The 24,039-nt window shown below is 37.9% G+C and carries 27 protein-coding genes and 1 tRNA gene; 11 read left to right on the forward strand and 17 right to left on the reverse strand.

Annotation, left to right across the window (positions count from 1 at the left end; all coding sequences use genetic code 11):
* Positions 1-220: 220 nt before the first annotated feature.
* Positions 221-294: transfer RNA gene (locus EA365_06100), tRNA-Pro, on the reverse strand.
* A 50-nt stretch (positions 295-344) separates the two neighbouring features.
* On the reverse strand, positions 345-866 hold the full coding sequence (locus EA365_06105) for an N-acetyltransferase (protein TVQ46058.1): 522 nt from the start codon (positions 864-866) through the stop codon (positions 345-347).
* 156 nt (positions 867-1,022) lie between these two features.
* Here EA365_06105 and EA365_06110 point away from each other — a divergent pair, with 156 nt between their 5' ends.
* A complete protein-coding gene (locus tag EA365_06110; protein TVQ46059.1) occupies positions 1,023-1,883 on the forward strand; it encodes an alpha/beta hydrolase in 861 nt (286 codons plus the stop codon).
* A 91-nt stretch (positions 1,884-1,974) separates the two neighbouring features.
* A complete protein-coding gene (locus EA365_06115; GenBank protein TVQ46060.1) occupies positions 1,975-2,289 on the forward strand; it encodes a hypothetical protein in 315 nt (104 codons plus the stop codon).
* A gap of 6 nt (positions 2,290-2,295) precedes the next feature.
* Here the strand turns inward: EA365_06115 and EA365_06120 are convergent, their stop codons facing one another.
* From EA365_06120 to EA365_06135, 4 genes are all read right to left on the reverse strand, one after another.
* The gene (locus EA365_06120) at positions 2,296-2,538 is read right to left on the reverse strand and encodes a hypothetical protein (protein ID TVQ46061.1); all 243 of its coding nucleotides are present in this window, start codon (positions 2,536-2,538) and stop codon (positions 2,296-2,298) included.
* Positions 2,539-2,618: 80 nt separating this feature from the next.
* The gene (proB, locus tag EA365_06125) at positions 2,619-3,734 is read right to left on the reverse strand and encodes a glutamate 5-kinase (protein ID TVQ46062.1); all 1,116 of its coding nucleotides are present in this window, start codon (positions 3,732-3,734) and stop codon (positions 2,619-2,621) included.
* Between the two features lie 178 nt (positions 3,735-3,912).
* Positions 3,913-4,464, reverse strand: a complete 552-nt coding sequence (locus EA365_06130) for a YqeG family HAD IIIA-type phosphatase (GenBank protein TVQ46063.1) — start codon at positions 4,462-4,464, stop codon at positions 3,913-3,915.
* Complete coding sequence (locus EA365_06135; protein TVQ46064.1) at positions 4,457-5,086, reverse strand: class I SAM-dependent methyltransferase; 630 nt, start codon at positions 5,084-5,086, stop codon at positions 4,457-4,459. The genes EA365_06130 and EA365_06135 overlap by 8 nt, the downstream gene beginning before the upstream one ends.
* 95 nt (positions 5,087-5,181) lie before the next feature.
* On the opposite strand from EA365_06135, the gene EA365_06140 reads away from it, so the two are divergent.
* Together EA365_06140 and EA365_06145 are read left to right on the forward strand one after the other, a co-directional pair.
* Positions 5,182-6,345: a ferrochelatase gene (locus EA365_06140; protein TVQ46065.1), complete on the forward strand. Its 1,164-nt coding sequence runs from the start codon at positions 5,182-5,184 to the stop codon at positions 6,343-6,345.
* A 173-nt stretch (positions 6,346-6,518) separates the two neighbouring features.
* The gene (locus tag EA365_06145; GenBank protein TVQ46066.1) at positions 6,519-7,109 is read left to right on the forward strand and encodes a septum formation inhibitor Maf; all 591 of its coding nucleotides are present in this window, start codon (positions 6,519-6,521) and stop codon (positions 7,107-7,109) included.
* Here EA365_06145 and EA365_06150 read toward each other — a convergent pair.
* The 3 genes from EA365_06150 to EA365_06160 all read right to left on the reverse strand — a co-directional run bounded on the left by EA365_06150 (position 7,106) and on the right by EA365_06160 (position 9,430).
* Positions 7,106-7,579 (reverse strand): anti-sigma regulatory factor, encoded by a 474-nt coding sequence (locus EA365_06150; GenBank protein TVQ46067.1) that lies wholly within the window; start codon positions 7,577-7,579, stop codon positions 7,106-7,108. The two genes, EA365_06145 and EA365_06150, sit on opposite strands and share 4 nt — an antisense overlap.
* A complete protein-coding gene (locus EA365_06155; GenBank protein ID TVQ46126.1) occupies positions 7,566-8,570 on the reverse strand; it encodes an STAS domain-containing protein in 1,005 nt (334 codons plus the stop codon). The genes EA365_06150 and EA365_06155 overlap by 14 nt, the downstream gene beginning before the upstream one ends.
* 95 nt (positions 8,571-8,665) lie before the next feature.
* The gene (locus EA365_06160; protein ID TVQ46068.1) at positions 8,666-9,430 is read right to left on the reverse strand and encodes a tetratricopeptide repeat protein; all 765 of its coding nucleotides are present in this window, start codon (positions 9,428-9,430) and stop codon (positions 8,666-8,668) included.
* A 118-nt stretch (positions 9,431-9,548) separates the two neighbouring features.
* Between EA365_06160 and EA365_06165 the strand changes: the two genes are divergently transcribed.
* Positions 9,549-10,001: a dTDP-4-dehydrorhamnose 3,5-epimerase gene (locus EA365_06165; GenBank protein ID TVQ46069.1), complete on the forward strand. Its 453-nt coding sequence runs from the start codon at positions 9,549-9,551 to the stop codon at positions 9,999-10,001.
* 18 nt (positions 10,002-10,019) lie between these two features.
* Positions 10,020-10,670, forward strand: a complete 651-nt coding sequence (locus EA365_06170) for a DNA-binding response regulator (protein TVQ46070.1) — start codon at positions 10,020-10,022, stop codon at positions 10,668-10,670.
* 61 nt (positions 10,671-10,731) lie between these two features.
* Here EA365_06170 and EA365_06175 read toward each other — a convergent pair whose 3' ends face one another.
* A complete protein-coding gene (locus EA365_06175; GenBank protein TVQ46071.1) occupies positions 10,732-11,502 on the reverse strand; it encodes an alpha/beta hydrolase in 771 nt (256 codons plus the stop codon).
* Between the two features lie 209 nt (positions 11,503-11,711).
* A complete protein-coding gene (locus EA365_06180) occupies positions 11,712-12,422 on the reverse strand; it encodes a 1-acyl-sn-glycerol-3-phosphate acyltransferase (protein TVQ46072.1) in 711 nt (236 codons plus the stop codon).
* A 59-nt stretch (positions 12,423-12,481) separates the two neighbouring features.
* On the opposite strand from EA365_06180, the gene EA365_06185 reads away from it, so the two are divergent.
* Together EA365_06185 and EA365_06190 are read left to right on the forward strand one after the other, a co-directional pair.
* On the forward strand, positions 12,482-14,056 hold the full coding sequence (locus EA365_06185) for a methionine--tRNA ligase (protein TVQ46073.1): 1,575 nt from the start codon (positions 12,482-12,484) through the stop codon (positions 14,054-14,056).
* 45 nt (positions 14,057-14,101) lie between these two features.
* Positions 14,102-14,695 (forward strand): NYN domain-containing protein, encoded by a 594-nt coding sequence (locus EA365_06190; GenBank protein TVQ46074.1) that lies wholly within the window; start codon positions 14,102-14,104, stop codon positions 14,693-14,695.
* Positions 14,696-14,760: 65 nt separating this feature from the next.
* Here the strand turns inward: EA365_06190 and EA365_06195 are convergent, their stop codons facing one another.
* From EA365_06195 to EA365_06205, 3 genes are read right to left on the reverse strand one after another with little or no spacing between them, the layout of a single operon-like run.
* A complete protein-coding gene (locus EA365_06195) occupies positions 14,761-15,363 on the reverse strand; it encodes a heme-copper oxidase subunit III (protein ID TVQ46075.1) in 603 nt (200 codons plus the stop codon).
* Positions 15,364-15,370: 7 nt separating this feature from the next.
* The gene (ctaD, locus tag EA365_06200; protein TVQ46076.1) at positions 15,371-17,014 is read right to left on the reverse strand and encodes a cytochrome c oxidase subunit I; all 1,644 of its coding nucleotides are present in this window, start codon (positions 17,012-17,014) and stop codon (positions 15,371-15,373) included.
* A gap of 8 nt (positions 17,015-17,022) precedes the next feature.
* On the reverse strand, positions 17,023-17,982 hold the full coding sequence (locus EA365_06205; GenBank protein ID TVQ46127.1) for a cytochrome c oxidase subunit II: 960 nt from the start codon (positions 17,980-17,982) through the stop codon (positions 17,023-17,025).
* A 295-nt stretch (positions 17,983-18,277) separates the two neighbouring features.
* On the opposite strand from EA365_06205, the gene EA365_06210 reads away from it, so the two are divergent.
* Positions 18,278-19,213, forward strand: a complete 936-nt coding sequence (locus tag EA365_06210; protein ID TVQ46077.1) for a heme A synthase — start codon at positions 18,278-18,280, stop codon at positions 19,211-19,213.
* Between the two features lie 3 nt (positions 19,214-19,216).
* Entirely contained in the window at positions 19,217-20,122 is a 906-nt protein-coding gene (locus EA365_06215; GenBank protein TVQ46078.1) for a protoheme IX farnesyltransferase, read from the forward strand.
* Positions 20,123-20,572: 450 nt separating this feature from the next.
* Here EA365_06215 and EA365_06220 read toward each other — a convergent pair whose 3' ends face one another.
* Genes EA365_06220 through EA365_06230 form a run of 3 tightly spaced genes read right to left on the reverse strand, consistent with a single transcriptional unit; the run spans position 20,573 to position 23,034 of the window.
* Complete coding sequence (locus EA365_06220) at positions 20,573-22,471, reverse strand: ABC transporter ATP-binding protein (protein TVQ46079.1); 1,899 nt, start codon at positions 22,469-22,471, stop codon at positions 20,573-20,575.
* A gap of 15 nt (positions 22,472-22,486) precedes the next feature.
* Positions 22,487-22,792, reverse strand: coding sequence for a DUF3181 family protein (locus EA365_06225; GenBank protein ID TVQ46080.1), 306 nt, complete (start codon positions 22,790-22,792; stop codon positions 22,487-22,489).
* Positions 22,789-23,034 (reverse strand): hypothetical protein, encoded by a 246-nt coding sequence (locus EA365_06230; protein ID TVQ46081.1) that lies wholly within the window; start codon positions 23,032-23,034, stop codon positions 22,789-22,791. The genes EA365_06225 and EA365_06230 overlap by 4 nt, the downstream gene beginning before the upstream one ends.
* A 230-nt stretch (positions 23,035-23,264) precedes the next feature.
* On the opposite strand from EA365_06230, the gene EA365_06235 reads away from it, so the two are divergent.
* On the forward strand, positions 23,265-24,038 hold the full coding sequence (locus EA365_06235) for an SDR family NAD(P)-dependent oxidoreductase (GenBank protein ID TVQ46082.1): 774 nt from the start codon (positions 23,265-23,267) through the stop codon (positions 24,036-24,038).
* Position 24,039 lies beyond the last annotated feature (1 nt).

The following is a 24,039-nucleotide window of genomic DNA, read 5'->3' on the forward strand; positions in this document are numbered from 1 at the left end:
TAATTAAAAAAGTGGGGATGGGCATCGCCTCACTCAAAAACGGTCAATCATCTCTGAAGGTGAAAGACAAGAAGCCTACACCATAATCTTTGATTCGGTGTAGGAGTATGTCACGTTTCTAGCTCTGATTACAGGAAACCCGCGCTTGCTTTGGAGCAGGATAGAGTTAGGGCAAATCCCCGAAACTCTTTAGGGGTGAGGACTCTAGCCTATAAAAAAATCGGGATGACAGGATTTGAACCTGCGGCATCCTGCTCCCAAAGCAGGCGCGCTACCAAGCTGCGCTACATCCCGAATTAACCTTATCTACTATACACTAAATTTTGTTTTTTGACAAGAAAATCTTAATTAGGATACCAAAACATCCCTTTAATACCTTCTGGGTCAAGAATAAATCCTAAACGACGATAAAAATCTATCACGCCCGGGTCAGCAAACAAAGTAATATTGCTGATATCCTGACTACGCAGATTTTTAACCATATATTTCATCATCGCTTTACCTAAACCTTGCTTTTGGAAATCAGGATGGACTACTACATCCCAGACAGTGGCATTAAAAGCATGATCGGAAGTAGCACGAGCAAAACCAATCAAACGTCTTCTTTTGCCATTAATTTCCCACATTGAAACGACTAAAAAGCTATATTGTAGTGCTTTTTTAACTTTACGCAGAGGACGACGTGCCCACCCTACTAGATCGCAGAGTTCCTCAAGTTCATAAAGATCAATATCACGTTCAGTACTAAAAATAATCCGAGATTGACCAATAACATCCTCAGTTGCGAACTTATCATCCTCGAATTGGGTCTGATTTGAGGTCACCATCTGATCCTGATCATTAAAAAATCTTTTCCAAAAGCCCATGAAACATTTACTTTACCCTAGAAAATTAAAGATTGAGAACTCAACTCACCTATACAAAATTTAGCACAATCTAGTCTCAGATTGAATGTTTTTTCTTTCAAGTTAAACTAGCTAATATTTTGTTACAATGAAATAAAAGCGTAAATTAGCGACCAAATGGCGAAGATTGATATATTGGGGTTTCCCCATGTTTACGACTTTACCAAAGAAGACTCTCAAACTGATGCACCTGTTCTGGTTTTTATTCATGGTTGGCTGTTGAGTAAGACTTACTGGCAACCTCTGATCGAACTTTTATCGCCTCAATATCCTTGTTTGCGTTATGATTTAAGAGGGTTTGGTGATTCTCAAATTGATGACATTCAAAAACCACTAACCTATACCCTCCAATCCTATGCTCAAGACATTTCAGTGCTTTTAACTAAATTAAACATCGAACAAGCCTGGTTAATTGGTCATTCTCTCGGTGGTAGTATTGCTATTTGGGGTGCTAAATCTTGTCCTGACCGAGTAAAAGGAGTAATTTGTTTAAACTCAGGAGGAGGTATTTACCTTAAAGAAGAGTTTGAACGTTTTCGCAACGCAGGAGCAAAACTAGTTAAACGACGTCCACCCTGGTTAGCTTATCTACCTTTGCTGGATTTATTATTTGCTAGAGCTATGGTGGCTCGTCCTTTGTCTCGTTATTGGGGACGTCAACGTTTATTGGATTTTCTTAAAGCCAATGAACAAGCAGCCCTAGCTACTTTAATGGATAGTACCACAGAACAAGAAGTACATCTTCTACCACAGGTTGTAGCTAGTCTCAGTCAACCTGTTTACTTTTTAGCAGGAACAGAAGATAAAATTATGGAACTTAAATATGTACAACATTTAGCTAGTTTTCATCAATTATTTCAAGCTAATGCTAATAATGTCTTAACTATTCCTGATTGTGGTCATTTAGGTATGTTAGAACAACCATTTTTAGTCAGTAAGTATATATTGGGTCTCTTAAAAGAAACAGTCAAATCTTAGCAAAAACCTAATAAGATGTATGGCAAGATAGCCAGATCAAGCAAATGTTGATTAAGATCAAACAATTTAAAATAAATAGTAGGAGAATGATATGTTACACCGCAAGATTTACCAATTCTGTACTGATGGTCGCGAAGTTAGTATCTTCTTGCGGGATCAGCAGCGTTGGATAGAAAACGCTCAAATTATTTCTCTAGAAGGGGATTTAGTGGCTATTCGTTATGAAACCGAAGACGACGAAGAAATTAGTTCTTGGGAAGAAATGTTCCGTATCGAAAGTATCGGTTCTATAACCCAAAAATTAGCATCTGTATCCAAGTTAAATTCTGATTTGTATGTCGCTGATGACTGTCCTGAAGCGGAACAAATTCACCGTAACTATCCCGATAGCTGGAATCAAGATTAACCTCAATTAATTATTTTTTTGAGCGGCAAGAGTTTCTCTTGCTGCCTCATCAATTAAATCCATAATTTCTTGTTCGGAATATTCCCCATTATTTGGTTGTCTAGTAGTTGCGCTCTCCTCAACTAGGTAACGACGTACTGCTTCTTCGACTAAATGGGATAGTCCACCTTTTTTAGCACCAATCGCCCCTAAATAAGATCTCACATCACGATCTATTTCTTCAGACACCACTAAAGACCATCGCACCATAATTTAACCTTTTATGAATATAAACGCACAGATGTATAAACATCATATCATTTTTCTTCCCCAACTTTTCTTAATAAATCTTAATCTTTTACAACTAGATTATCTCGATGTACAATAGTTTCTGGACCTAGATAACCCAAAAGTAAAGAAATTTGTGTGGACTTTTGTCCTTTGATTTGTTGGATTTCAGTACTACTATAATTAACAATTCCTCTAGCTATTTCTGCTCCTGTCTGGTCACAAAGTCGTACTACATCATTGCCTGAGAAATTACCATCTACTGCGGTTATTCCCGCAGGTAACAGAGATTTTCCCCCCTTGGTGATAGCTTGTACTGCTCCCTCATCGAGGTACAATTTGCCCGCCGGAATTAACACATTAGCTATCCAACGTTTACGAGCATTTTCACTGGAATTAGCAGGTTCAAATTGAGTACCGAGCATTTCACCATTAAGAATTTTTAAGATATTTTCAGGATATTTTCCCTGAGTAATAACCGTTCTTACCCCTGCACTAGTAGCTATACGGGCTGCACTAAGTTTAGTCGCCATCCCACCTGTACCCCATTGAGAGCCTTTATTATCTGCATCTACATCTAATTGGGCTAAATCTTGATTATTAACTAGAATAATAGGTTGAGCACCGGGAAAAACCCGCGGATCTGCTGAATATAACCTATCTACATCCGTTAAGATAAATAACCAGTCTGCATTAATTAAACTAGCTACTAAAGCAGAGAGAGTATCATTATCACCAAATTTTAACTCTTCAATGGCTACGGTATCATTTTCATTAACTATAGGTATGACTCCGAGTTCCAATAATTCCGTAAAAGTATTAAAAATATTTACATAAGAATTGCGATTAACGATATCACGACGAGTCAGAAGGATTTGAGCAATAGGTTGGTCAAGACTGTTAAACAAATCGTCGTAAACACGAATAAGACGTCCTTGTCCAACAGCTGCTACTGCTTGTTTTTGGGCTATTTTACGAGGTCTGCTTTTAATATTTAATCGACTACAGCCAATCCCTACTGCTCCAGAAGATACCAAAACCACTCGATGTCCTTGATTACGTAAAGAGGTGAGATTTTCTACGAGATTGGCAATTGTAGATAGGGCTAATTTACCTGTATTGACGTCACTTAAACTGGATGTCCCAATTTTAACTACCAGAGTTTGGGGCTGACTCATTGATGTTTACTACTTTTTTCTCAAAAAAACAAAGAGCGCTAGAAGGCTAACGCTCGGTCTATATTAGTTTACTATGTTTAAGGTCTTTATTAAGCTGACCTCATTATTATTTATATTATCATCATTGCATGACTTTTTTAGATAAATTCATTTCGTAATGTTTTCTTAATATTTAGATTTATGAGGATTTATCTTGTTTTGTTAAGTTTTGTTGCGAGATTGGTTCATCAACCCCCAATAAATGTAAAAACAAAACTTTCAGCTTTTCTAAGCCAAGGAGATTAGCTGGACTATCGTGATAAATAACAGGTTGTACTAAAATAGTAACCATACCGAGACGGTTACCCGCTAAAACATCAGTTAGGATATTATCTCCCACCATAGCTACTTCTTCAGGTTTTAACTGCATGATATTTAAAGCTTGTTTAAGCTTACGACGGGAAGGTTTACGAGCGCCAAAAATATAAGGCAATTGTAATGTTTGAGCAATATTTTTAATACGATTATGACTCAGATTATTACTAACTAAATAGATAACCGCTTTTTCTTTAATGGTTTCTATCCAGGTGATAACTTCTGGAGCAATATGTGCACTGTTAAAAGGTACTAAGGTGTCATCTACGTCTAAAATTAATCCCTTAAGCTGATATTTAGCTAAAATTTCGGGATTGAGAGCCATAATATTATCATTTAAAACTAAATCAGCTCGAAAAAGCTTTCTATTAACCATTTTTTTGACTTTGAATCACTTGTAAACTACCACCAAGATAAAATTGTTCGCGTAAAACCTGTAAACCTGCAGATTCCAACTTAACAGTTAAATCGCTATTTAATAACATCCACGCTGTTTCCGTTTCAAATAACCAACAAAAGACAGCCAGAGGAGGAAAAAATAACCAATTATCAGGACGATGTATGTCGATAAAGGTAAAAATTCCCCCAGGTTTTAAAACTCGCACTACTTCTCTAAAGATCAATTTTAACTCTGTAGGGGTCATTTCATGAAGAGCTACACTAGTATGTACTAAGTCAAATTGCTCATCAGCAATAGGGAGACTTTGTGCTAACCCTTCTACATAGTTAGCTTGAGGAACTCTCCTTTTAGCTCTCTCTAAAGCTACAGGTGAGATATCTAACCCAGTTACATGATCTGAAAAATCTGCTAAAATAGCTGTAGTTTGTCCAGAACCACAACATAAATCTAAAATTTGAGTTGACGGTGTTAGTGATAACCCTTGTAAGGCTAAACTGCGAAACCGTCTCTCACCCCCAAGGGGTAAAGTTGCTAAACGGGAGATACCGTCATATAGAGGCGGATATTGATAACTCCAACGTCTCAAAATTGTAGCCAATGAGTAACTCCTGAAAAAAATAGATATTATTAACTTAACAACAAAAATATTGTTAAACTAGGTAAAGAATATAAATTTAGTAAACTATTAAAATTATGAGCCGTGTTGGGGTTCTCTTATTGAACTTAGGTGGTCCTGAACAAATAGAAGATGTTCGCCCCTTTTTATATAATCTCTTTGCTGATCCAGAAATCATTCGTTTACCCTTTCCTTGGTTGCAAAAACCACTAGCTTGGTTGATTTCGACTTTAAGAGCTAAAAAATCTCAAAAAAATTACCTAGAAATCGGGGGAGGGTCGCCCTTACGTCGTATAACTGAAGCTCAAGGAACAGCTTTAGCAGAAGTTTTGGCTAATCAAGGTCAAGATGTAAGAGTCTATGTGGGTATGCGCTATTGGCACCCCTATACAGAAGAAGCGATCGCTAAAATTAAAAGTGACCAAATTACTAATCTAGTCATATTGCCATTGTATCCGCAGTTTTCCATCAGTACTAGTGGCTCAAGTTTTCGAGTCCTTGAGGAAATGTGGTTAGAAGATCCTAGTTTAGGCAATCTAGAATATACCTTAATTCCCTCTTGGTATGATCACCCAGGCTATTTACAAGCTATGGCTGATTTAATCGCTACCGAATTAGATCAGTTTAGCAATCCTGAACAAGTTCATGTTTTCTTTAGTGCTCACGGTGTTCCCCAAAGTTATGTAGAGGAAGCAGGTGACCCCTATCAAAGGGAAATTGAAGAATGCACTCGTTTAATTATGAAAACCCTCAATCGCTCTAACCCCTATACTTTAGCTTATCAGAGTCGAGTAGGTCCAGTAGAATGGCTTAAACCATATACAGAAGATGCTCTACAAGAATTGGGGGCTCAAGGAATTAAAGACTTAGTAGTTGTTCCCATTAGTTTTGTGTCTGAGCATATAGAAACTTTACAAGAAATTGATCTAGAATATCGTGAAATCGCCGAAGAAGCGGGTATAGATAATTTTGCTAGAGTTCCTGCTTTAAATACTGATGCTCAGTTTATTAATGCCTTAGCTAGTTTGGTGACCGAAGCTTTAAATAAAGATGCTTGTACTTTTAGAGAAGTTATTAGGCCTACTAAAAATATGAAAATGTACCCCCAAGAGCGTTGGCAATGGGGATTGACTACCACCGCTGAGGTTTGGAATGGTCGTTTAGCAATGATTGGGTTTATTGCTTTATTGATTGAGTTAATTAGTGGTCATGGTCCTTTGCATTTTGTGGGTATTTTATAGCGCTAATTGTCAAAACACCAAACCACAAACATAAGTATCAATATACCTACAGTAATCCAAAAAGCTTGACCAATCAAGTCTAGGAGGTTAATCGGAATAAAAATAACAAATAGGTTAGATATCCAGTTGAGACTGAGAATGACAATAAATAAAATGATTAGTCCCATTGTACTATGAAACCTCCTAATTTTGTCTTAGCTTCTGCTTCTGTTGCTCGTAAACGTTTATTACAAAGCGTTGGTATTGATCCTATCATCTCTAAAAGTGGTTTTGACGAATCCACCATTAATCATGACGATCCTGTGGAGTTAGTCAATACTTTGGCTCAATGTAAAGCTGAAATCGTCGCCAAACAATTTACCGATGCTCTAGTTTTAGGTTGTGATTCTTTATTATCAGTAGGTGGAGAAATCCACGGTAAACCCGAGACTAAAACCGAGGCGATCGCCCGTTGGCAACAAATGACTGGTCAACAGGGGAATCTATATACTGGTCATTGTTTAATAGCTCCTGGTGGAGAACAAATCTTACATTGTGGCGTAACTCAGGTTTATTTTGGAGCGATCGCCCTAGATACTATTAAAGCTTACGTAGATAGCGGAGAGCCTCTCAATTGTGCGGGAGCATTTGCTCTAGAGGGTAAAGGAGGTTTATTAGTCGATCGCCTTGAAGGTTGTCATAGTAATGTCATTGGCTTGAGTTTACCCTTATTAAGACAAATGTTGCAAGACTTAGGTTATCCTCTTACCCTTTTTTGGGATTAAACATCTAGTAACTTACGCATTACTAAGCAATTCCTTTCCTGAGTAACCCGCTTTTGTTCTAACTCATCCATTAATTGGTCAATTAGATATAATCCCCTTCCCTCCTCTTTATCCAGAGATTGACACTGTTTAGGGTTAATAGATTGTAAGTATTCAAATAAGTCAAAGGGATCTCCGTGATCCCAGATATACATCTCCAAATAGTTCTGATACAGATTAATCTGCATTTCTATAGGGGTACTTGGGGGGAGATGTTGATGGGCGTGACGTACAATATTAGTAAAAGCTTCTATTAATGCTACTTGACATTGCCAGTAGATCTTCTCTGGTATCAATGGCTTCAGAGTTAACTCCAGCCATTGTAGTACAGTAGTTGCGGCAGTTAGATCCGTCCTCTGTTGAAGACGGAATTGTTTCTGTAACTGCTCTTTACCCTTAAAGATAATGTCCTTCTTTTTAGTATGCGCCACTATTTTTCCGAAACAAAATCAACACTGTACCAATGATCAATTTAAGGTCGTAAATCAGACTCCAGTTATGCTGATAATCTAAGTCTAACTTAATCACTTCTTCAAATGTGCGTATCGTTGATCTTCCTTTTACTTGCCATTCTCCGGTCATTCCTGGTTTAACGTTTAAACGCTGCCATTCAGGGACTTCGTATTGTTCTACTTCATCGGGAGTTGGTGGTCTTGTTCCTACTAAACTCATTTCACCTTTAAGAACGTTCCAAAATTGGGGTAATTCGTCTAAACTAGTCCTACGTAACCAACGACCGACTTTAGTTATACGGGGATCGTCTTCGCTTTTAAACATTTTAGTATCTTTAAGCTTATTCAGAGCTAAAACTTCTGCTTTACATTTTTCCGCATCTTGTTTCATTGAGCGAAACTTCCAGATATAAAATTTTTTCCCTAACCATCCACAGCGTATTTGTTTAAAAAATATTGGACCTGGACTATCAATTTTAATAGCGATCGCTATCGGTATAAGTAAAATTCCTGTAATAACTAAGCCAACTAAACTACCTACTATATCTATAACTCTTTTAATCCAAGATCTTACTGAGGGGTGAGTTTCTGGTAAATCCTGATTAGAATTATTGTTATTACTATTTGCAGGATCAACTGAAGTAGCAGGTTGAATTATCAATCTTTCCGATAAACCTGTTAAAGTTAGTACTCCTTGTACCGATGTTCCTACATTAGTTAAAATCAGTTCGATATTTTTAGCTATTGTTCCTTTGAGTAAGTGTACCAAAGAGCCAACACCACTACTATCGATAAATTTAGTTTGTTCACAATCTAGAATAATTTTTTTGAGGGATTCTTCCTGTTTGATTAGTTCATCACAGGTTGTTTTAAAAGCGATCGCTTCTACAGCACTTAAACGGGGAGGTAAAGTGATGATCGAGACTTCATGATCATCAGAATAGCCAATTGTAAACTTAGGTGGAGTCATTGGAGTAGTCATGATTGCTTTGACATTTAATTCTATTGCTTTGCTTTAAGAGAGTCTCAAGCCTAAGACTAGGTCAATGTTAGCATAACTGCTACTTAAGGAATTAAAAAGCGCAAAGCTAACCCGGCAATTCCTTGAAATAAATTGAGATAATTAGGACCAGGGTCTTGAAGCTGGGTTGAAGCGCGAGCCATTTCCATACCTTGAATAACCTGCATCGCTGCTTCATATCCTTGGGTATTTTCTTGTTCTTGATATAATTGAGCTGCTATTAAAGCGTCTTGATTGGCTTCTGTTTCTCTACCTAAATAATAATGGGCTAGCGATCGCCCTAAATAAGCTGAAGGCAAATTAGGATCTAGACTTAAAGCCCTGTTAAAATGGTCAATAGCCTTTTGATAATTACCTTTTTGAGTTTCAGCTAACGCCCAACTTTGAAATTGTTCTACAGTAGCTGCATAAGTTGGTATTCCTACTGCTCCTTCTACGTAAGCTGTGGTTAAATTAGTATCCACTAGAGTAGAATTATGGAGATAGGCTTTCCTCAAATCAGTACCATGTAGATTTGCGCCAGTGAGATTAGCATTAGTCAAATTAGCTCCGTATAGAGAAGCTCCTGTCAAATTTGCGCCAGTGAGATTAGCATTAGTCAAATTAGCTTGACTCAGATTAGCATTACTTAAATCAGCTCCGCGCAAATCAGCTCCTGCTAGATTACTCAGCACCAACCCTGAGCCACTCAAATCGCACATAGGACATTGTTTAGTTGATAATAATTGACTCAGATCAGCTAAATTCTCAGCTAATACCCCTATAGGTACACTTAACGAGATAACCGTTAATAATAGAGTTTTTTTCATCGTTAATCTTTCCAGCTTTTTCTTCTCATATCATATCTTATTTTCATTGTGTCATTATCTTTACATTATTTTACAAAGAGTTTAGTTATAATGAGAATATGCAATCAAATTAAGGATTATGGGACTAAAACACAAAATTACCATACGTTCTCTAGAAGCGTTTGAAACGGGTAAAGCACGTTTTTATACACCTCAATCTAGTGACGAAACCATGTTAGTCAATATTAGTCCAGGGGTTGTAGAAGATTTATTCGTGCATCATTTTCAAACCGATCAATTATTAGTAGTAAAAGGTAATTTAACCTTAGTAATCCTCTCTAACCGTCAATACGAATATATACACCTAACGGAAGATAAACCCCAAGTCTTGATTATTCCACCAGGTGTACCCCATGGCGCAATTAATAATAGCACGGAAAACTGTTTACTTGTAAATGCGGTTATAAGACATGGTCAAGCCTGTGCTAAAGATTATCAACCGCTCAAACCACCTTTCCCCTATGAATTAAACAAAGCGAGTCAAAAACTAGTACAATCAAGACTAGCTAGAACACTCCAAGCTTTAACCTAAACAAAACTCAACTTCAGTATGGCACTACTCATCCTAATTGTCGATGATGAACCAGGAATACGTTTAGCAATCAGCGATTATCTAGAATTAGCTGGTTATTCGGTAATTAGTGCTAAAAACGTCCAAGAAGCCCTGTTGATGTTAAAAACCTATCATCCTCACTTGTTAATATCTGACATCAAAATGCCAGGAAAAGATGGTTATGAGTTAGTAAAACAAGTGCGTCAACGTCCAGAATATCGCTTACTTCCCGTTATCTTTCTCACAGAACGCAATAGTACACAAGAAAGAATACATGGCTATAAAGTAGGTTGTGATGTTTATTTACCTAAACCCTTTGAACTAGAAGAACTAGAAGCAGTAGTGCGCAATCTTTTAGAAAGGACACAAATAGTGCAGGCAGAATGGCAATTTGAAAAAAAAGAATCTTTCGATAAACCAGGTGACAAACCTGTAAAAAAACTAGAAAGTAATTTAGCCTTAACCCCAAGAGAAGAAGAGGTCTTAAATTTGTTAACTTTGGGATTATCTAATATAGATATAGCCAAAAAATTACATTTAAGTCCTCGGACAATAGAAAAGTATGTCAGCAGTTTATTTAGAAAAAGTGAGACCAATAATCGTACTGAATTAGTGCGTTTTGCCCTAGAAAATCAGTTAGTTAAATAAGTAGGTGGAACGGTTTTAGGTGTTAGGTGTTATTATTTCTATATAATATATTCTCTATTCCCTATTCCCTATTCCCCTTCATTAGTAATTGGGCTAAGTTAACTGATTGTTCCAATAAACAAGCGTGACCACTGTTGGGAAGTATGCGTAATTGAGCATTGGGGAATTGGGTTTTGAGATAGAAAGATTCTTGTACAGAAGGTAAAAGGCGATCGCGAGCAGCAGCAATCAGTAAAACAGAAGTAGTGCAAGAGTTTAACTGTTGGGGTAAAAGAGCAAAATCACGTAACAGAGATAAACGCCAACTGACGATATCTCCAGGAATACTTTGGATCGCGGCTAACAAAGCTTGGCGATCGCTATGAGCAATTCTATCTACAGAAGCTAACCAAGGTAGAAAAGCCAAATTAGAATAAGCAGAGACAAAAGAAGGAATCAAAGGAGTTAGAGGGATTCCCCAACTCAACCAAGGACATTTAGGGAAACTAGAAGCAGAATTAACCAGAATCAATCGTTTAAGGAGATTAGGGATAGTGACACCTACTAATAAAGCTAAACAACCGCCAAAAGATTCCCCACAGAGATAGATATCAGGATAATTAAGCTTTTGAGATTCGATTTCTATGAGATTAATCACAGTCTTAGTCATAGTTTCCCAATCACTGCGATCGTTATGAGGAATAGAAAGACAACGAAGATTAAAAAACCTTTGCAATTCTTTTACCTGTTTACGTAATAATTTACCGGTACCATCCATACCAGGTAAAAAAAATAATAAAGGTAAATCAGGTCGATCAATAACAGGAGAGAAAAAATGAAAACCTTTACTCATTATGGCATATTAATTATTGAAATATATTATACGGGAATATCTTCAACCCAGATTAGATAAGAGAGCTGAGGAAGTAGAAACACTAGAGATAGACTCTAACAACCACTAACACTTCTAACTCTAAATCTTTAACCTCAGGGGGCATTTGTACCTGTAAGATACCATCTGAGGCAATATAGGTTTTTAACTGAATACTTTTCATATTTTCTTTACAACAGACTCATAATTTCTTGACGACAATAATCACAGAGATGATTAGCTAAAACCTTGCGATCGCGTCCTTGATAGGTAGAGCGCAATCCTGGAGTAATCCAATAGGGACGACCAATGATAATCTGAACACGTTCATACATCACCACAGGATGCCAATGAGAACCGATAAAGAGAGGTTCATCAGCATCAAATAGCTGCAGAAGTTGTACAGGAAAAGACCATTGAACCCTTTCTTGACTAGAAGCGATCGCCACTGGTAAAATCATTAAATCCTCAACCTTCGCGGTAAAAGCCAAATGAGCGAAACCTGGTTCAAACTTTCCTACCTGACGAGGAGAACTTAATTTAACCATAGGTTGACCACCTTCGGGAAAAATCCCCAACCATTGACGATTTTCTAAGAATTGACTACCCTGTTTTAAAAACCTTCTACCGCGTTGATTAGGTTTAGCCAGAGGAAAACAACCCAAAGAAGATACCAATTCTTTTAGAATGGGGACTTGACCCATATAATAGTGACAGGCAATGCGTAGAGGCTTTTGTAAAGCTTGCATTAAAATTAAAGCATCCATGAAGCTACGATGATTACTAACGACTAGAGTAGTAGTGTTTTGGGGTATGCGGTTTTGATGCTCAACAAACATTTTCACCTGAAAACTATCTAAAATTAATGCTGACAAAGGTAGCGCAGGGCTAGGGTTGAACATCACAAAGACCTTTTTGAGAGATAATCAATAAATATTGTCAAAATTTAAAATAACTTACAATGCAGAAATTTGCTTTAACCACTCCTTTATACTATGTTAACGACGTTCCCCACATTGGTAGTGCTTATACTACTATAGTAGCAGATGCTGTGGCTCGTTATCAACGTCTTAGAGGCAAAAAAGTACTCTTAATCACAGGAACAGATGAACATGGTCAAAAAATCCAACGCACAGCAGCAGAGAGAGGAATACCCCCCCAAGAACATTGTGACCAGATTATCGCTAGTTTTACAGAACTTTGGTCAAAGTTAAATATACAATACGATCGCTTTAGTCGCACCACAGCCCAAGCCCACCATCAAATTGTAACGGAATTTTTCCAAAGAGTTTGGGATCAAGGAGATATCTATCAGGATCAACAACAAGGTTGGTATTGTGTGGCTTGTGAAGAGTTCAAGGAAGAACGAGAATTATTAGAAGGTCATTATTGTCCTATTCATACCAATAAACAAGCAGAATGGCGAGATGAGCAAAATTATTTTTTTCGACTCTCCAAATATCAACAAAAATTAGCAGATTTTTATCAAGAACATCCCGATTTTATTCAACCCGTTAGCAGACGTAACGAAGTGTTAAGTTTTGTTAAGCAAGGTTTACAAGACTTTTCTATATCTCGTTTAAATTTAGAGTGGGGATTCCCTGTACCTACAGATCCTCAACAGACTATCTACGTTTGGTTTGACGCTTTATTAGGATATGTCACGGCTTTACTCAATCCCGAAGATGAACCAACCCTAGATAACGCTTTAGCTTCTTGGTGGCCCATTAATTTGCATCTAATTGGTAAAGATATTTTGCGTTTTCACGCTATTTATTGGCCCGCGATGTTACTTTCTGCTGGTTTACCCCTTCCTGGTAAAGTCTTTGGTCACGGTTTTTTAACCAAAGATGGACAAAAAATGGGCAAAAGTTTGGGAAATACTCTTGATCCTTTTGATTTAGTAGAACGTTATGGGTCAGACGCAGTACGCTTTTATTTCCTAAAAGAGATAGAATTAGGAAAAGATGGGGATTTTAATGAAACCCGTTTTATTAACATAGTCAACGCTGATTTAGCTAACGACTTAGGGAATTTACTTAATCGAACCCTAGGAATGTTTAATAAATATTGTCAGCAAAAACAACTCTCTGTAACAGGTGAAGATATCTTAGACAATAATCCGTTAAAACAACTAGGGCTAGATTTAAGTAAATCCGTGTTTACACAGTACGAAATTCTCAATTTTAACCAAGGTTGTGAACAGATTTTTAGTCTAATTCGTGCTAGTAATAAATATATCGACGAGACCGCACCTTGGCAACTATATAAACAGGGAGAACAACGAGAGGTTGAAATAGTCTTATATAGCGTTTTAGAATCAATTCGCTTAGCCGCTTATTTACTATCTCCAATTATCCCTAATCTTTCTAACGCAATTTATCAACAACTTGGCTTTTTGATTGACTTTAATGACAAAAATTTAATAAACCAATCTACTAATTATGAACAACATAGCCGATGGGGAACTCTTAAGGTTAACAACAATTTGAGTAAACCTAAACCTATTTTTGCCCGAATTGAAATCCCTAATTAATCAAACAAAACAACTTAATTTTTTTAATAAAAGAGGAATAATAAAATGTGGGATAACTTTGAAAGTGACCCGATTTTCTCCCCTAAACAGGTGTTAGAAAATCGCGGTAGGGTAGCTATCTTTATCGATGGTTCTAATTTATTTTATGCAGCTTTACAACTTGGTGTAGAAATAGATTATAGTAAATTGCTACACTGTTTAACCGCTAGTTCTAAATTACTGCGTTCTTTCTTTTATACAGGAGTAGATCCCACTAACGAAAAACAACAAGGTTTTTTATTGTGGATGCGACGCAATGGTTATCGTGTTATATCTAAAGACTTAGTCCAATTACCCGATGGTTCAAAAAAAGCTAACCTAGACGTAGAAATAGCCGTTGATATGATGGCTTTAGTAGGAACTTATGATACAGCGGTTTTAGTAAGTGGAGATGGTGATTTAGCCTATGCAGTTGACGCCGTAAGTTATCGTGGTGCTAGAGTAGAAGTAGTTAGTTTACGTTCCATGACTAGTGATTGTTTGATTAATGTCGCCGATCGCTATATCGATTTAGAACAGATTAAACAAGAAATTCAAAAAATCACTAAGGGCGATCGCGATTATGGGGTTATTTCGCCTAATCTTAATTTACTAGACTAGACTTAAAAGGTTAGGGGGAAACTTTTTCTTGTTCCCCCCTCCTTAAAAAGACTATTGGAATTGGTTTAAAGTAAATAGACCAGAATAAACAGAATTACCCAAACAACATCAACGAAGTGCCAGTATAATTCTGCAGCTTCTACGCCAAAATGACTCTGACTAGAATAGTGGTTAGGGCGTTGCGATCGCCACAAGACACAGAGGATTAACAATAACCCTACCGTAACGTGGAGACCATGAAATCCCGTAAGTACATAAAAACTGCTCGCAAACAGATTAGTAGTCAAACCAAACTCTAGATGGAAATACTCGTATAACTGTCCTGCGAGAAAGATAGCACCCATTAAAGCAGTTATACCGAACCAGAGACGCAAACCAGCAACATCATTTTTCTTAATCGCTGCTTGTCCTTGGTGCATCACAAAACTACTAGAGATTAGGATGATACTATTAATTCCAGGTAAGAGAGTTTCTAACTCAGGAGTCCCTTCAGGGGGCCAAACGGGTATCATACTGCGATAGATTAAAAAAGCCGAAAATAGACCCAGAAAAATCATTCCCTCAGCGATTAGGAATAAAACCACCCCAAAGATACGAAAATCAGGATGTCCATGGTGTTCTTGTTCAGCAGACACAGAAGAACTAGTGATATCAGTTGAAATTTGCATGATTGTCTTAACCCTCTGAAGCGACTTCTGTTAGTAAATCTTGCACCGACTCTGACTCTATAGATTCAGAATCGATACCGTATTCATAAGGACCTGACCACAACACGGGAGGTTCGCTAAAGTTTTCAATAGCAGGAGGTGAGGAAGTTTGCCATTCTAGAGTCAAACTCCGCCAAGGATTGCGTTCAGCCTGTGTACCCTTATTCAGACTCCAAATCACATTAATGATAAAAGGAATCGTAGAAGTAGCCAAAATGTAAGAACCAATGGTAGAAATCAGATTCAAAGGTTGAAACTCTAGATCATAGAGAGCAATACGACGATTCATCCCCATTAAACCCAATTCGTGCATAGGTAAGAAAGTAACATTCAAACCAATAAAACTCATCACAAAATGGATTCTCCCAAGAGTTTCATTGACCATGCGTCCAGTCATTTTGGGAAACCAGTGATACACACCCGCGTATAAACCCAAAACACTACCACCAAACAAGACGTAGTGAAAATGAGCCACGATAAAATAGGTATCATGAACGTGGATATCAAAAGGTACAGAAGCGATCATGACACCGCTTAAACCACCAATCAAGAAAGAAGAGACAAAGCCAATCCCGAATAATAAAGAAGTATTGAGATTTAACTTACCTCCCCACAAAGTCGCACACCAACTGAAGATTTTAATACCCGTAGGTACAGCAATCAACATAGTAGTTGCCATAAAAAACATCCGCAACCAACCAGGAGTACCACTAGTAAACATATGGTGTGCCCAGACGATTAACCCCAAAAAGCTAATCGCTAAACTAGAATAAGCGATCGCCCGATAACCAAAAATAGGCTTACGGGAGTGTACAGGTAACACCTCTGAGATAATCCCAAAAAACGGTAAAATCATGATATATACCGCGGGATGAGAGTAAAACCAGAACAAATGTTGATAGACAATCGGATTTCCTCCACCTGCGGGGTTGAAGAAATTAGTCCCAATAATCAAATCAAAGGACAACAAAACTAGTGCAGCCGCCAAAACTGGGGTAGAAAGTAAAGCTAAAGCCGAAGAAGCGAGCATAGCCCAGCAAAATAGAGGCATACTGTGGATATCCATATCAGGAATCCGCATTTTCAGAATGGTGGTGATAAAATTAATCGCCCCTAAAATGGAAGAAGTGCCGATCAACAGGATACTGAGAATCCAGAATTCTTCCCCCCATTTACCACTGAGTAAACTCAGAGGAGGATAAGAAGTCCAACCCGATTGAGGAGCACCCACAAAAAAACTACTCAATAATAGTACTCCTGCGGGTGGATTAATCCAGAAAGCTAAAGCATTTAAGCGAGGAAACGCCATATCTTCAGCCCCCACCATTAGAGGGATCAGATAGTTAGCAAATCCCGCCGCTGCAGGAACAATCCAGAGAAAAATCATGATCGTTCCATGGAGTGTTAGTAACTGATTATATAACTCAGGACTAACTAGATCTGGTTCTGGGGTAGCTAATTCGGTGCGCATAATCTCAGCGAAGATACCACCGATAAAGTAAAAGAAAAACGAAGACACCAAGTATTGAATACCAATAACTTTGTGGTCAGTACAAAAAGTAAAGTAATCTTGCCACTTACGTTGTTTAGTGGCGCTAATTGCTGCAGTCATGGAATTAATTACTGTATTTGTCTTAATTGAGCGATAATTTCTTGATTTACGCCCATTTCTTGAGCGTAGGGTGTTAAATATTCACCATCTGACATTTCAGAGGTATTGACAGCGACGGTATTAACTCCCTCTTGGGTTTGAGCAATGATATTCTCTTGTAACCATTCTTGATAGTCGGTTTCTGACATCACGTATAACCGACTTTTCATCCCTCCATGATAAGCCCCACAGAGTTCAGCACAGATAATAGGATAGTCACCGATGCGAGTAGGTGTAAAGACCAAGGTTGCATCTTGTCCTGGTATCGTATCTTGTTTAAGGCGAAATTCTGGCAACCAGAAAGCGTGGATTACGTCTCCTGCTCTGAGATTCAGATGTACAGGGTGTTCCACAGGTACGCGCAACTCACCACTAATTATTCCTGAATCTGCATAGTTAAAAATCCAGGCGTATTGAATCCCATTGACATCTACGTAAACAGGAGAATTACTATTTTCATCAGGACTATCCCCAATTCCTAAGCTAATCTGGGATTGATTTGCCATCGCCAACATGGGTTGATGATGTTGATGTTGAGATGGGGAGTGATGAGAAGCCATGGACGCCATGGGATCGAGTCCTCCCATGTTGTTATAGACTTCAAAGCTATAGATAGATAGGATAAATACGATAATAGTGGGAATCGCAGTCCAGACTATTTCTAGGGGTATATTCCCCTCTATAGGTGGTCCATCTGTGGTGTCTCCTTGTTTTCTGCGGAACTTGATTAGACAAAAAACTAAAGTTCCTTGCACAATCAAAAATAAACCGCAAGCGATAGTCACCATCAGGTTAAAAAGACCATCTACTTGTATTGCTTCTTCAGAAGCAGCTACTGGCATTAAACCATGATTTTGTCCATACCAGATACTAATCATCGTTACGATGATACCAGCTACTAGAGTGATAATGTTACTAGGAATATTCACAGTTTTTCCGAACAGAGCTTGTACTTTTTCAATTTTAAGGCAAAAATATATTTTTGAGCTTAAATTGTCAAGCATTTCTGCCCTGAGTTGATTAGTTTTTACCAGTTAAATAGATTAGAGAAAATTTTGGGAAAAAATGTGCTGTAAGTGATATTTTCAGAAATTTTAAGCTTTTCTTTATAATTACGAAAAATTAAAAATTAATTAAATTTTCCTTAAAAATATACACATCAATCAAAAAAATTTTTTACATTGAGACGATAGGCAATAAAAAATAGTAATAATGTAAAATGTCATGACAGAATCAGCAATAAAAACTAAGATATTGGCTAAAACAGAAGCACCCACAGTAGAAAAATGGCTGCGTCTCCTCCTTTGGAAGATGACGATCGCTACTTTGTTACTGATGGCGATTGGTAGCGCCACACGAGTAATGAACGCGGGTTTAGCTTGTCCTGATTGGCCCTTGTGCTATGGTCAACTAGTACCTACAGCACAAATGAATTTGCAAGTGTTCCTAGAATGGTTTCATCGTCTTGACGCTAGTTTAATCGGAGTTCTGGCGATCGCTCTGATGGGTTTGGCTTGGTGGTATCGTCAACAATTACCCTCTTGGTTACCAATAGGAGCAACAGCAGCATTTCTCCTCATCGTCTTTCAAGGTATCCTTGGGGGTTTAACCGTGACAGAATTACTTCGTTTTGACATAGTTACCGCACATTTAGCTACAGCATTATTATTTTTCTGTACCCTTCTGACTATGGCAATCTTGCTAACCCCCTATCAGGGAACAAATGCAGCCCATAATCTACCTTGGTTGAGCGCAACCGCGGCTATTTTCGTGTATCTACAGAGTTTACTAGGAGCTCTAGTCGCCTCTCGTTGGGCTTTACATCAATGTCTCGGTAATTCTCAACTCTGTTTCGTCATGAATAGTCATATCTTGGGGATTATTCCTCCGACTCTATTGACTTTGATTTTAACCTTCAAAGCTTGGCAAACTCCCGGATTACATCCCCTGTTGCGTCAACTAGCGAATCTAGCTAGTAGTCTAGTTATCTTCCAAATAGTCTTGGGTATGGCTACTTTTCGTTTACATCTTCAGGTTGAGCCACTCACTGTAGCTCATCAAACCGTAGGAGCAACTCTTTTAGGTAGCTTAGTGGCATTTACTGTCTTAGCTATCCGAGATAAAGCCCAAAATAACAAAAAAATCACACAATTGGTATAAATAATGATTGGTACTACCTTATCTCCTCGTAACGAGAACTTTCTACAAGTAATCAAAAGTTACTATCTCTTAACTAAACCGAGAATTATTCCCCTACTCCTGATTACTACAGCAGCTTCAATGTGGTTAGCAGGCAAAGGAGAAGTTAACCCCTTACAAGTATGTATTACTCTATTGGGGGGAACTCTCGCGGCAGCTAGCGCCCAAACCTTTAATTGTATCTATGACCAAGATATCGATTATCAAATGTTGCGGACTCGTGCTCGCCCCATTCCTTCGGGAAGAGTACAGCCCCGTCACGCTCTCTTTTTTGCTATTATCCTAGGTATTGCTTCTTTTTGTCTATTTGCTTTCTTGATCAACCTCTTAAGCGCTTGGTTAGCAATGTCAGGTATAGTCTTCTATCTGTTGATTTATACCCATATGCTCAAACGTCATAGCACCCAAAATATCGTGATTGGTGGTGCAGCTGGTGCAATCCCTCCTTTAGTCGGTTGGGCTGCGGTTACAGGAGAATTAAGTCTAGCTGCTTGGACTTTATTTGTGATGATTTTCCTGTGGACTCCCCCTCATTTTTGGTCTCTAGCTTTGATGATTCGCGATGACTATGCCCAAGTAGAAATACCTATGCTACCAGTGATTAAAGGAGCAGCTTTAACAGTCAACCAGATTTGGCTCTATACTTGGTTAGCGGTAATCTCCAGCTTTATTTTGGTTTATCCTCTCCATGCTGTTGGGATTGTTTATACCCTAACCGCTATTGTCTTAGCCCTCATTTTTCTCTATAAAGCTTGGTTACTTAAGCAATCTCCCGATGATAAGGATTTAGCTCGCTCTCTGTTTAAATACTCTATACTCTACATGATGCTCTTGTGTACTGCTATTGTAGTTGATAGCTACTGTTTTTAGAACCTAGGCGCTTATTATAAGCGCCCTATCTTAATATGAGTTAGGTTTTAGGGGTTAGGTTTTATACTAAATCCGGTTTTCAAAAACCCTTTTTTAAATTTAGCAAAAATGGCTTGAAAACCTGTTGCCTCTTGCCTCTTGCCTTACCTCATAAATAAGTATGTTTTCAGAACAGGATCTGGTATTAGGTGCTATTATTCCTACATATAAAACTAATTACTACATGAGTGCTTATTCTTAATTCCTAATTCTTCATTCTTCCCTATACTTCACAATATAGTTAAACACAGAAAAGAAGCCGACGACTTGCCATGTTTCGTCTCGGCTTCCTCTCTGGTTCGCTCCTCACACTAATTTAATTATACACTAATAGGTATTTTTTGTCAAAAAGTTTATATTTATTTACATTTTCCCTATAGATACTAGAGATTCTGGCTTTTCAGCGTAGCCTTAATTATCTCTTTCGGCTAATTCTAGCCAACGCTCTGTGGCTGTTTCAATTTCGGTTAAGATTTTAGCTAAATTAGCACTAAGAAGTTGTAATTCTTGGAAGTCATCGGGGGGGGTTTGGTAAAGGATAGCCTCTAATTTGCTTTTTTCTTGCTCTAATTGCTCTATTTTTGGCTCTAAGGTTTCATATTCCCGTTTTTCTTTAAAGGAGAGTTTATTATAAGTGTTAGCAGGTTGAGAGGGTTTAAGGGGTTTTTTACTGGTTGTTTTAGAGGTTTTGGTTTCTAGATTGGCTGTTTTTTGCGTTTCTAGATAGACAGAATAATTACCAGGGTATTGACGTAGTTTACCCTCTCCTTCAAAAGCAAAAATAGTGTCAACGGTGCGATCTAAAAAATAGCGATCGTGAGAAACAACGATGACACAACCTAAAAAGTCTTCGAGATATTCTTCTAAAACCGCTAGGGTTTGTACGTCTAAATCATTGGTGGGTTCGTCTAAAATTAGTACATTGGGAGCACCCATAAGTACTTCTAAAAGAAAGAGACGTCTTTTTTCTCCTCCTGAAAGTTTATGGATGGGTGCGTATTGTTGATTCGGTGGAAATAAGAATCTTTCTAGCATTTGAGAAGCGGTGATAATACTTCCGTCTGCTGTTTTAACTAATTCGGCTATATTTTTGAGATATTCAATCACTCTTTTCTCTTCATGACCAATTAAACTTTCTGAATGTTGGTCAAAATAGCCAATCTTTACCGTTGAGCCTATTTCTACTCTGCCAGAATCAGGAGTAACTCTAGCAGTAATGATATCCATTAAGGTTGATTTACCCGCACCATTGCTACCAATGATACCTACTCTATCCTCGGGATTGAAAATATAAGTAAAGTCTTTAATCAGGGTTTTTTCTCCGTAGGCTTTGGAAATATTATGTAATTCGATGACTTTTTTACCTAAACGAGTACTAGCTGTAGAAATACCTACTTTTCCTAGTGCTGGTTGGAAGTTTTGCTCCTGCATCGCCTTGATGCGGTCAATTCTGGCTTTTTGCTTAGTGCTGCGAGCTTTTGGACCTCTTCGTAACCATTCTAGTTCTCTTCGTAACACTCCCTGGTGTTTGCGTTGACTACTCGCGAGCATTTCTTCAGCTGCTGCTTTTTTTTCTAGGTAATAAGCGTAGTTGCCTGCGTAAGCATAAAAGTTACCTCGGTCTATTTCCAGGATTCTATTGGTTACACAATCAAGAAAATAGCGATCGTGAGTAATTAATAGCAGTGCACCTTGATAATGGTTAAGATAACTCTGTAACCATTCTATAGCTATGGCGTCGAGATGGTTAGTAGGTTCATCAATTAGTAGTAAATCTGGTGTAGATAGTAATGCTGAAGCTAAAGCAATACGTTTACGATAACCTCCTGAGAGGTTGCCTACCCTAGCGTGAAAGTCTGTTATCCCTAATTTATTTAGGATAATTTTAGCGTTGGTTTCTAATTCCCAAGCTCCCGCGGCTTCAATACGTTGACTGACATTGGTAAGTTTTGCCAGGAGATTGGTGTTATCTCCCTGATTTTCCCCAAGTTGAGTAGAGATTTCTTCATATTCTTTGACTAAACCCATTTCTTGACTACTATGAGCGAAAACTTGCTCTAAGACGGTATAATCATCTTGAAGATCTGGTTCTTGGGGTAGATAAATGACTTTAGAACCTGGATTGACTTTAATTTCACCACCATCAATAGGCTCAATTCCTGCGATCATCTTGAGGAGAGTGGATTTACCAGAGCCATTAGTACCAATTAAACCAACTTTATCTCCTTCGTCGAGACTGAAGTTAGCATCAATGAGAATTTCTTTGATCCCAAAATCTTTTTTAAGCGATCGCGCTGTTACAATAGTCATTAAGCAGAAAATTTTTTAATTATCTTGATATTCTTCTAGTATATCGATTAGTTTGGTTTCACATTGCCTCGGGATGACGTCTTTAAGGGTTAATTGTGTTCTTCCTTCCCCTAATGTCACTGGTATAGATTCTAATAAAGCGATGATTTTAGCTTCGCTTACCGATTTACTCTCAATCAGGTTATAGGCTTTTTCAGCTACTAAGGTATGGAGATGAGCATCAGATAAATAGAGATTCCATTTGGCGATTTCGATATAGATATTCTCGCCAATAGTAGCTGCTAGTTTTTCGATAGCTTCGGTTGAATTGTAGTTACTCATGATTTAACTGTATAATCAGCGATCGCTGTTATATAAATTAGGTGCAGTGATAATAACACTAACCAAATGATACTGAACCAGGGTAACCATGACCAGTTAGTATATTTAAAATTATGGAAAAACCATAACCCTGAGTTAGTCGCTAAAAAAATAGCAACGTGAAGTGCAAAGTTCATGCGATCGTCTAAACGACGGTAAGCGGGATCTTGGCGATCGGGTTTACGGGGCCAACGAGGAGGCATATTCTTACCACTATAGTTGATTGTTTATTATTATAGGTCATCTCCACTCATATTTTGATAGGGAATAGTAAGGAGTTAAGATGTAGGCTAGATTCACCAACTATAAAAGTAACTAAGTTAATTTTTGTTAATAAGGCTGAAATCCTTGCTCTTGCAAGAGTGCCTATTGCCTCTTGCCTACCTTCACAGTTAACATTAATTTTGTCGGACTACTTAGCCATTGAGAATTTATGAGTAATTTAGATCAAGCAGTAATTGTACTTACAGGAGCTTTAGGAGGATTTGGTCAAGAATTTACTAAACAACTTTTAGCGGCTAATAGTTATCTAATCTTGAGCGATTGCTATCCTACTCATAACCTTGAACAAAATCAAGTTAACAGGGGTAAAATCCTCGCCTATATTAGCAGTGATTTAACTACCCCGACAGGTTGTCAACATCTTTATCACCAAGTTAAAAGTCTCAATACTCCCGTAGATATTTTAATCAACAACGCGGGGATAGGATTATATGGACGCATGGATGAAATACCCCCAGAAAAATGGCAACAACTGATGATGGTTAATCTCCTCGCACCTATGACTCTATCCTCTCTGTTTATCCCCGACATGATTAGTCGTAAACAAGGACATATAGTTAATATATCTTCTGTAGCAGGTTTAACCGCACCCGCGGGATTAGCTCACTATTGTGCTAGTAAATTTGGTTTACGGGGTTTTAGCGAAGGATTGCGGGCTGAACTTCAACCCTATAACATTAAGGTAAGCACAGTTTATCCCTTTTTTAGTCGAACTCCCATACTACAATCAGAACGTTACGGGACACTCGCTCAAGAAAGAGATCCAGATTTCCCCAATAAAATCGCTACTAATCCCGTTAAGGTTATTAAGAATATTATTCAAGGGATAAAAAGCGATCGCCGAGAAATATTCCCCGATGCTTACGCTCAAAGTATCTCTTTACTCAAGCGTTATTTTCCCAGATTAATTGATATGATCAAATAAA

Source organism: Gloeocapsa sp. DLM2.Bin57, from assembly GCA_007693955.1.
Lineage (GTDB): Bacteria > Cyanobacteriota > Cyanobacteriia > Cyanobacteriales > Gloeocapsaceae > Gloeocapsa.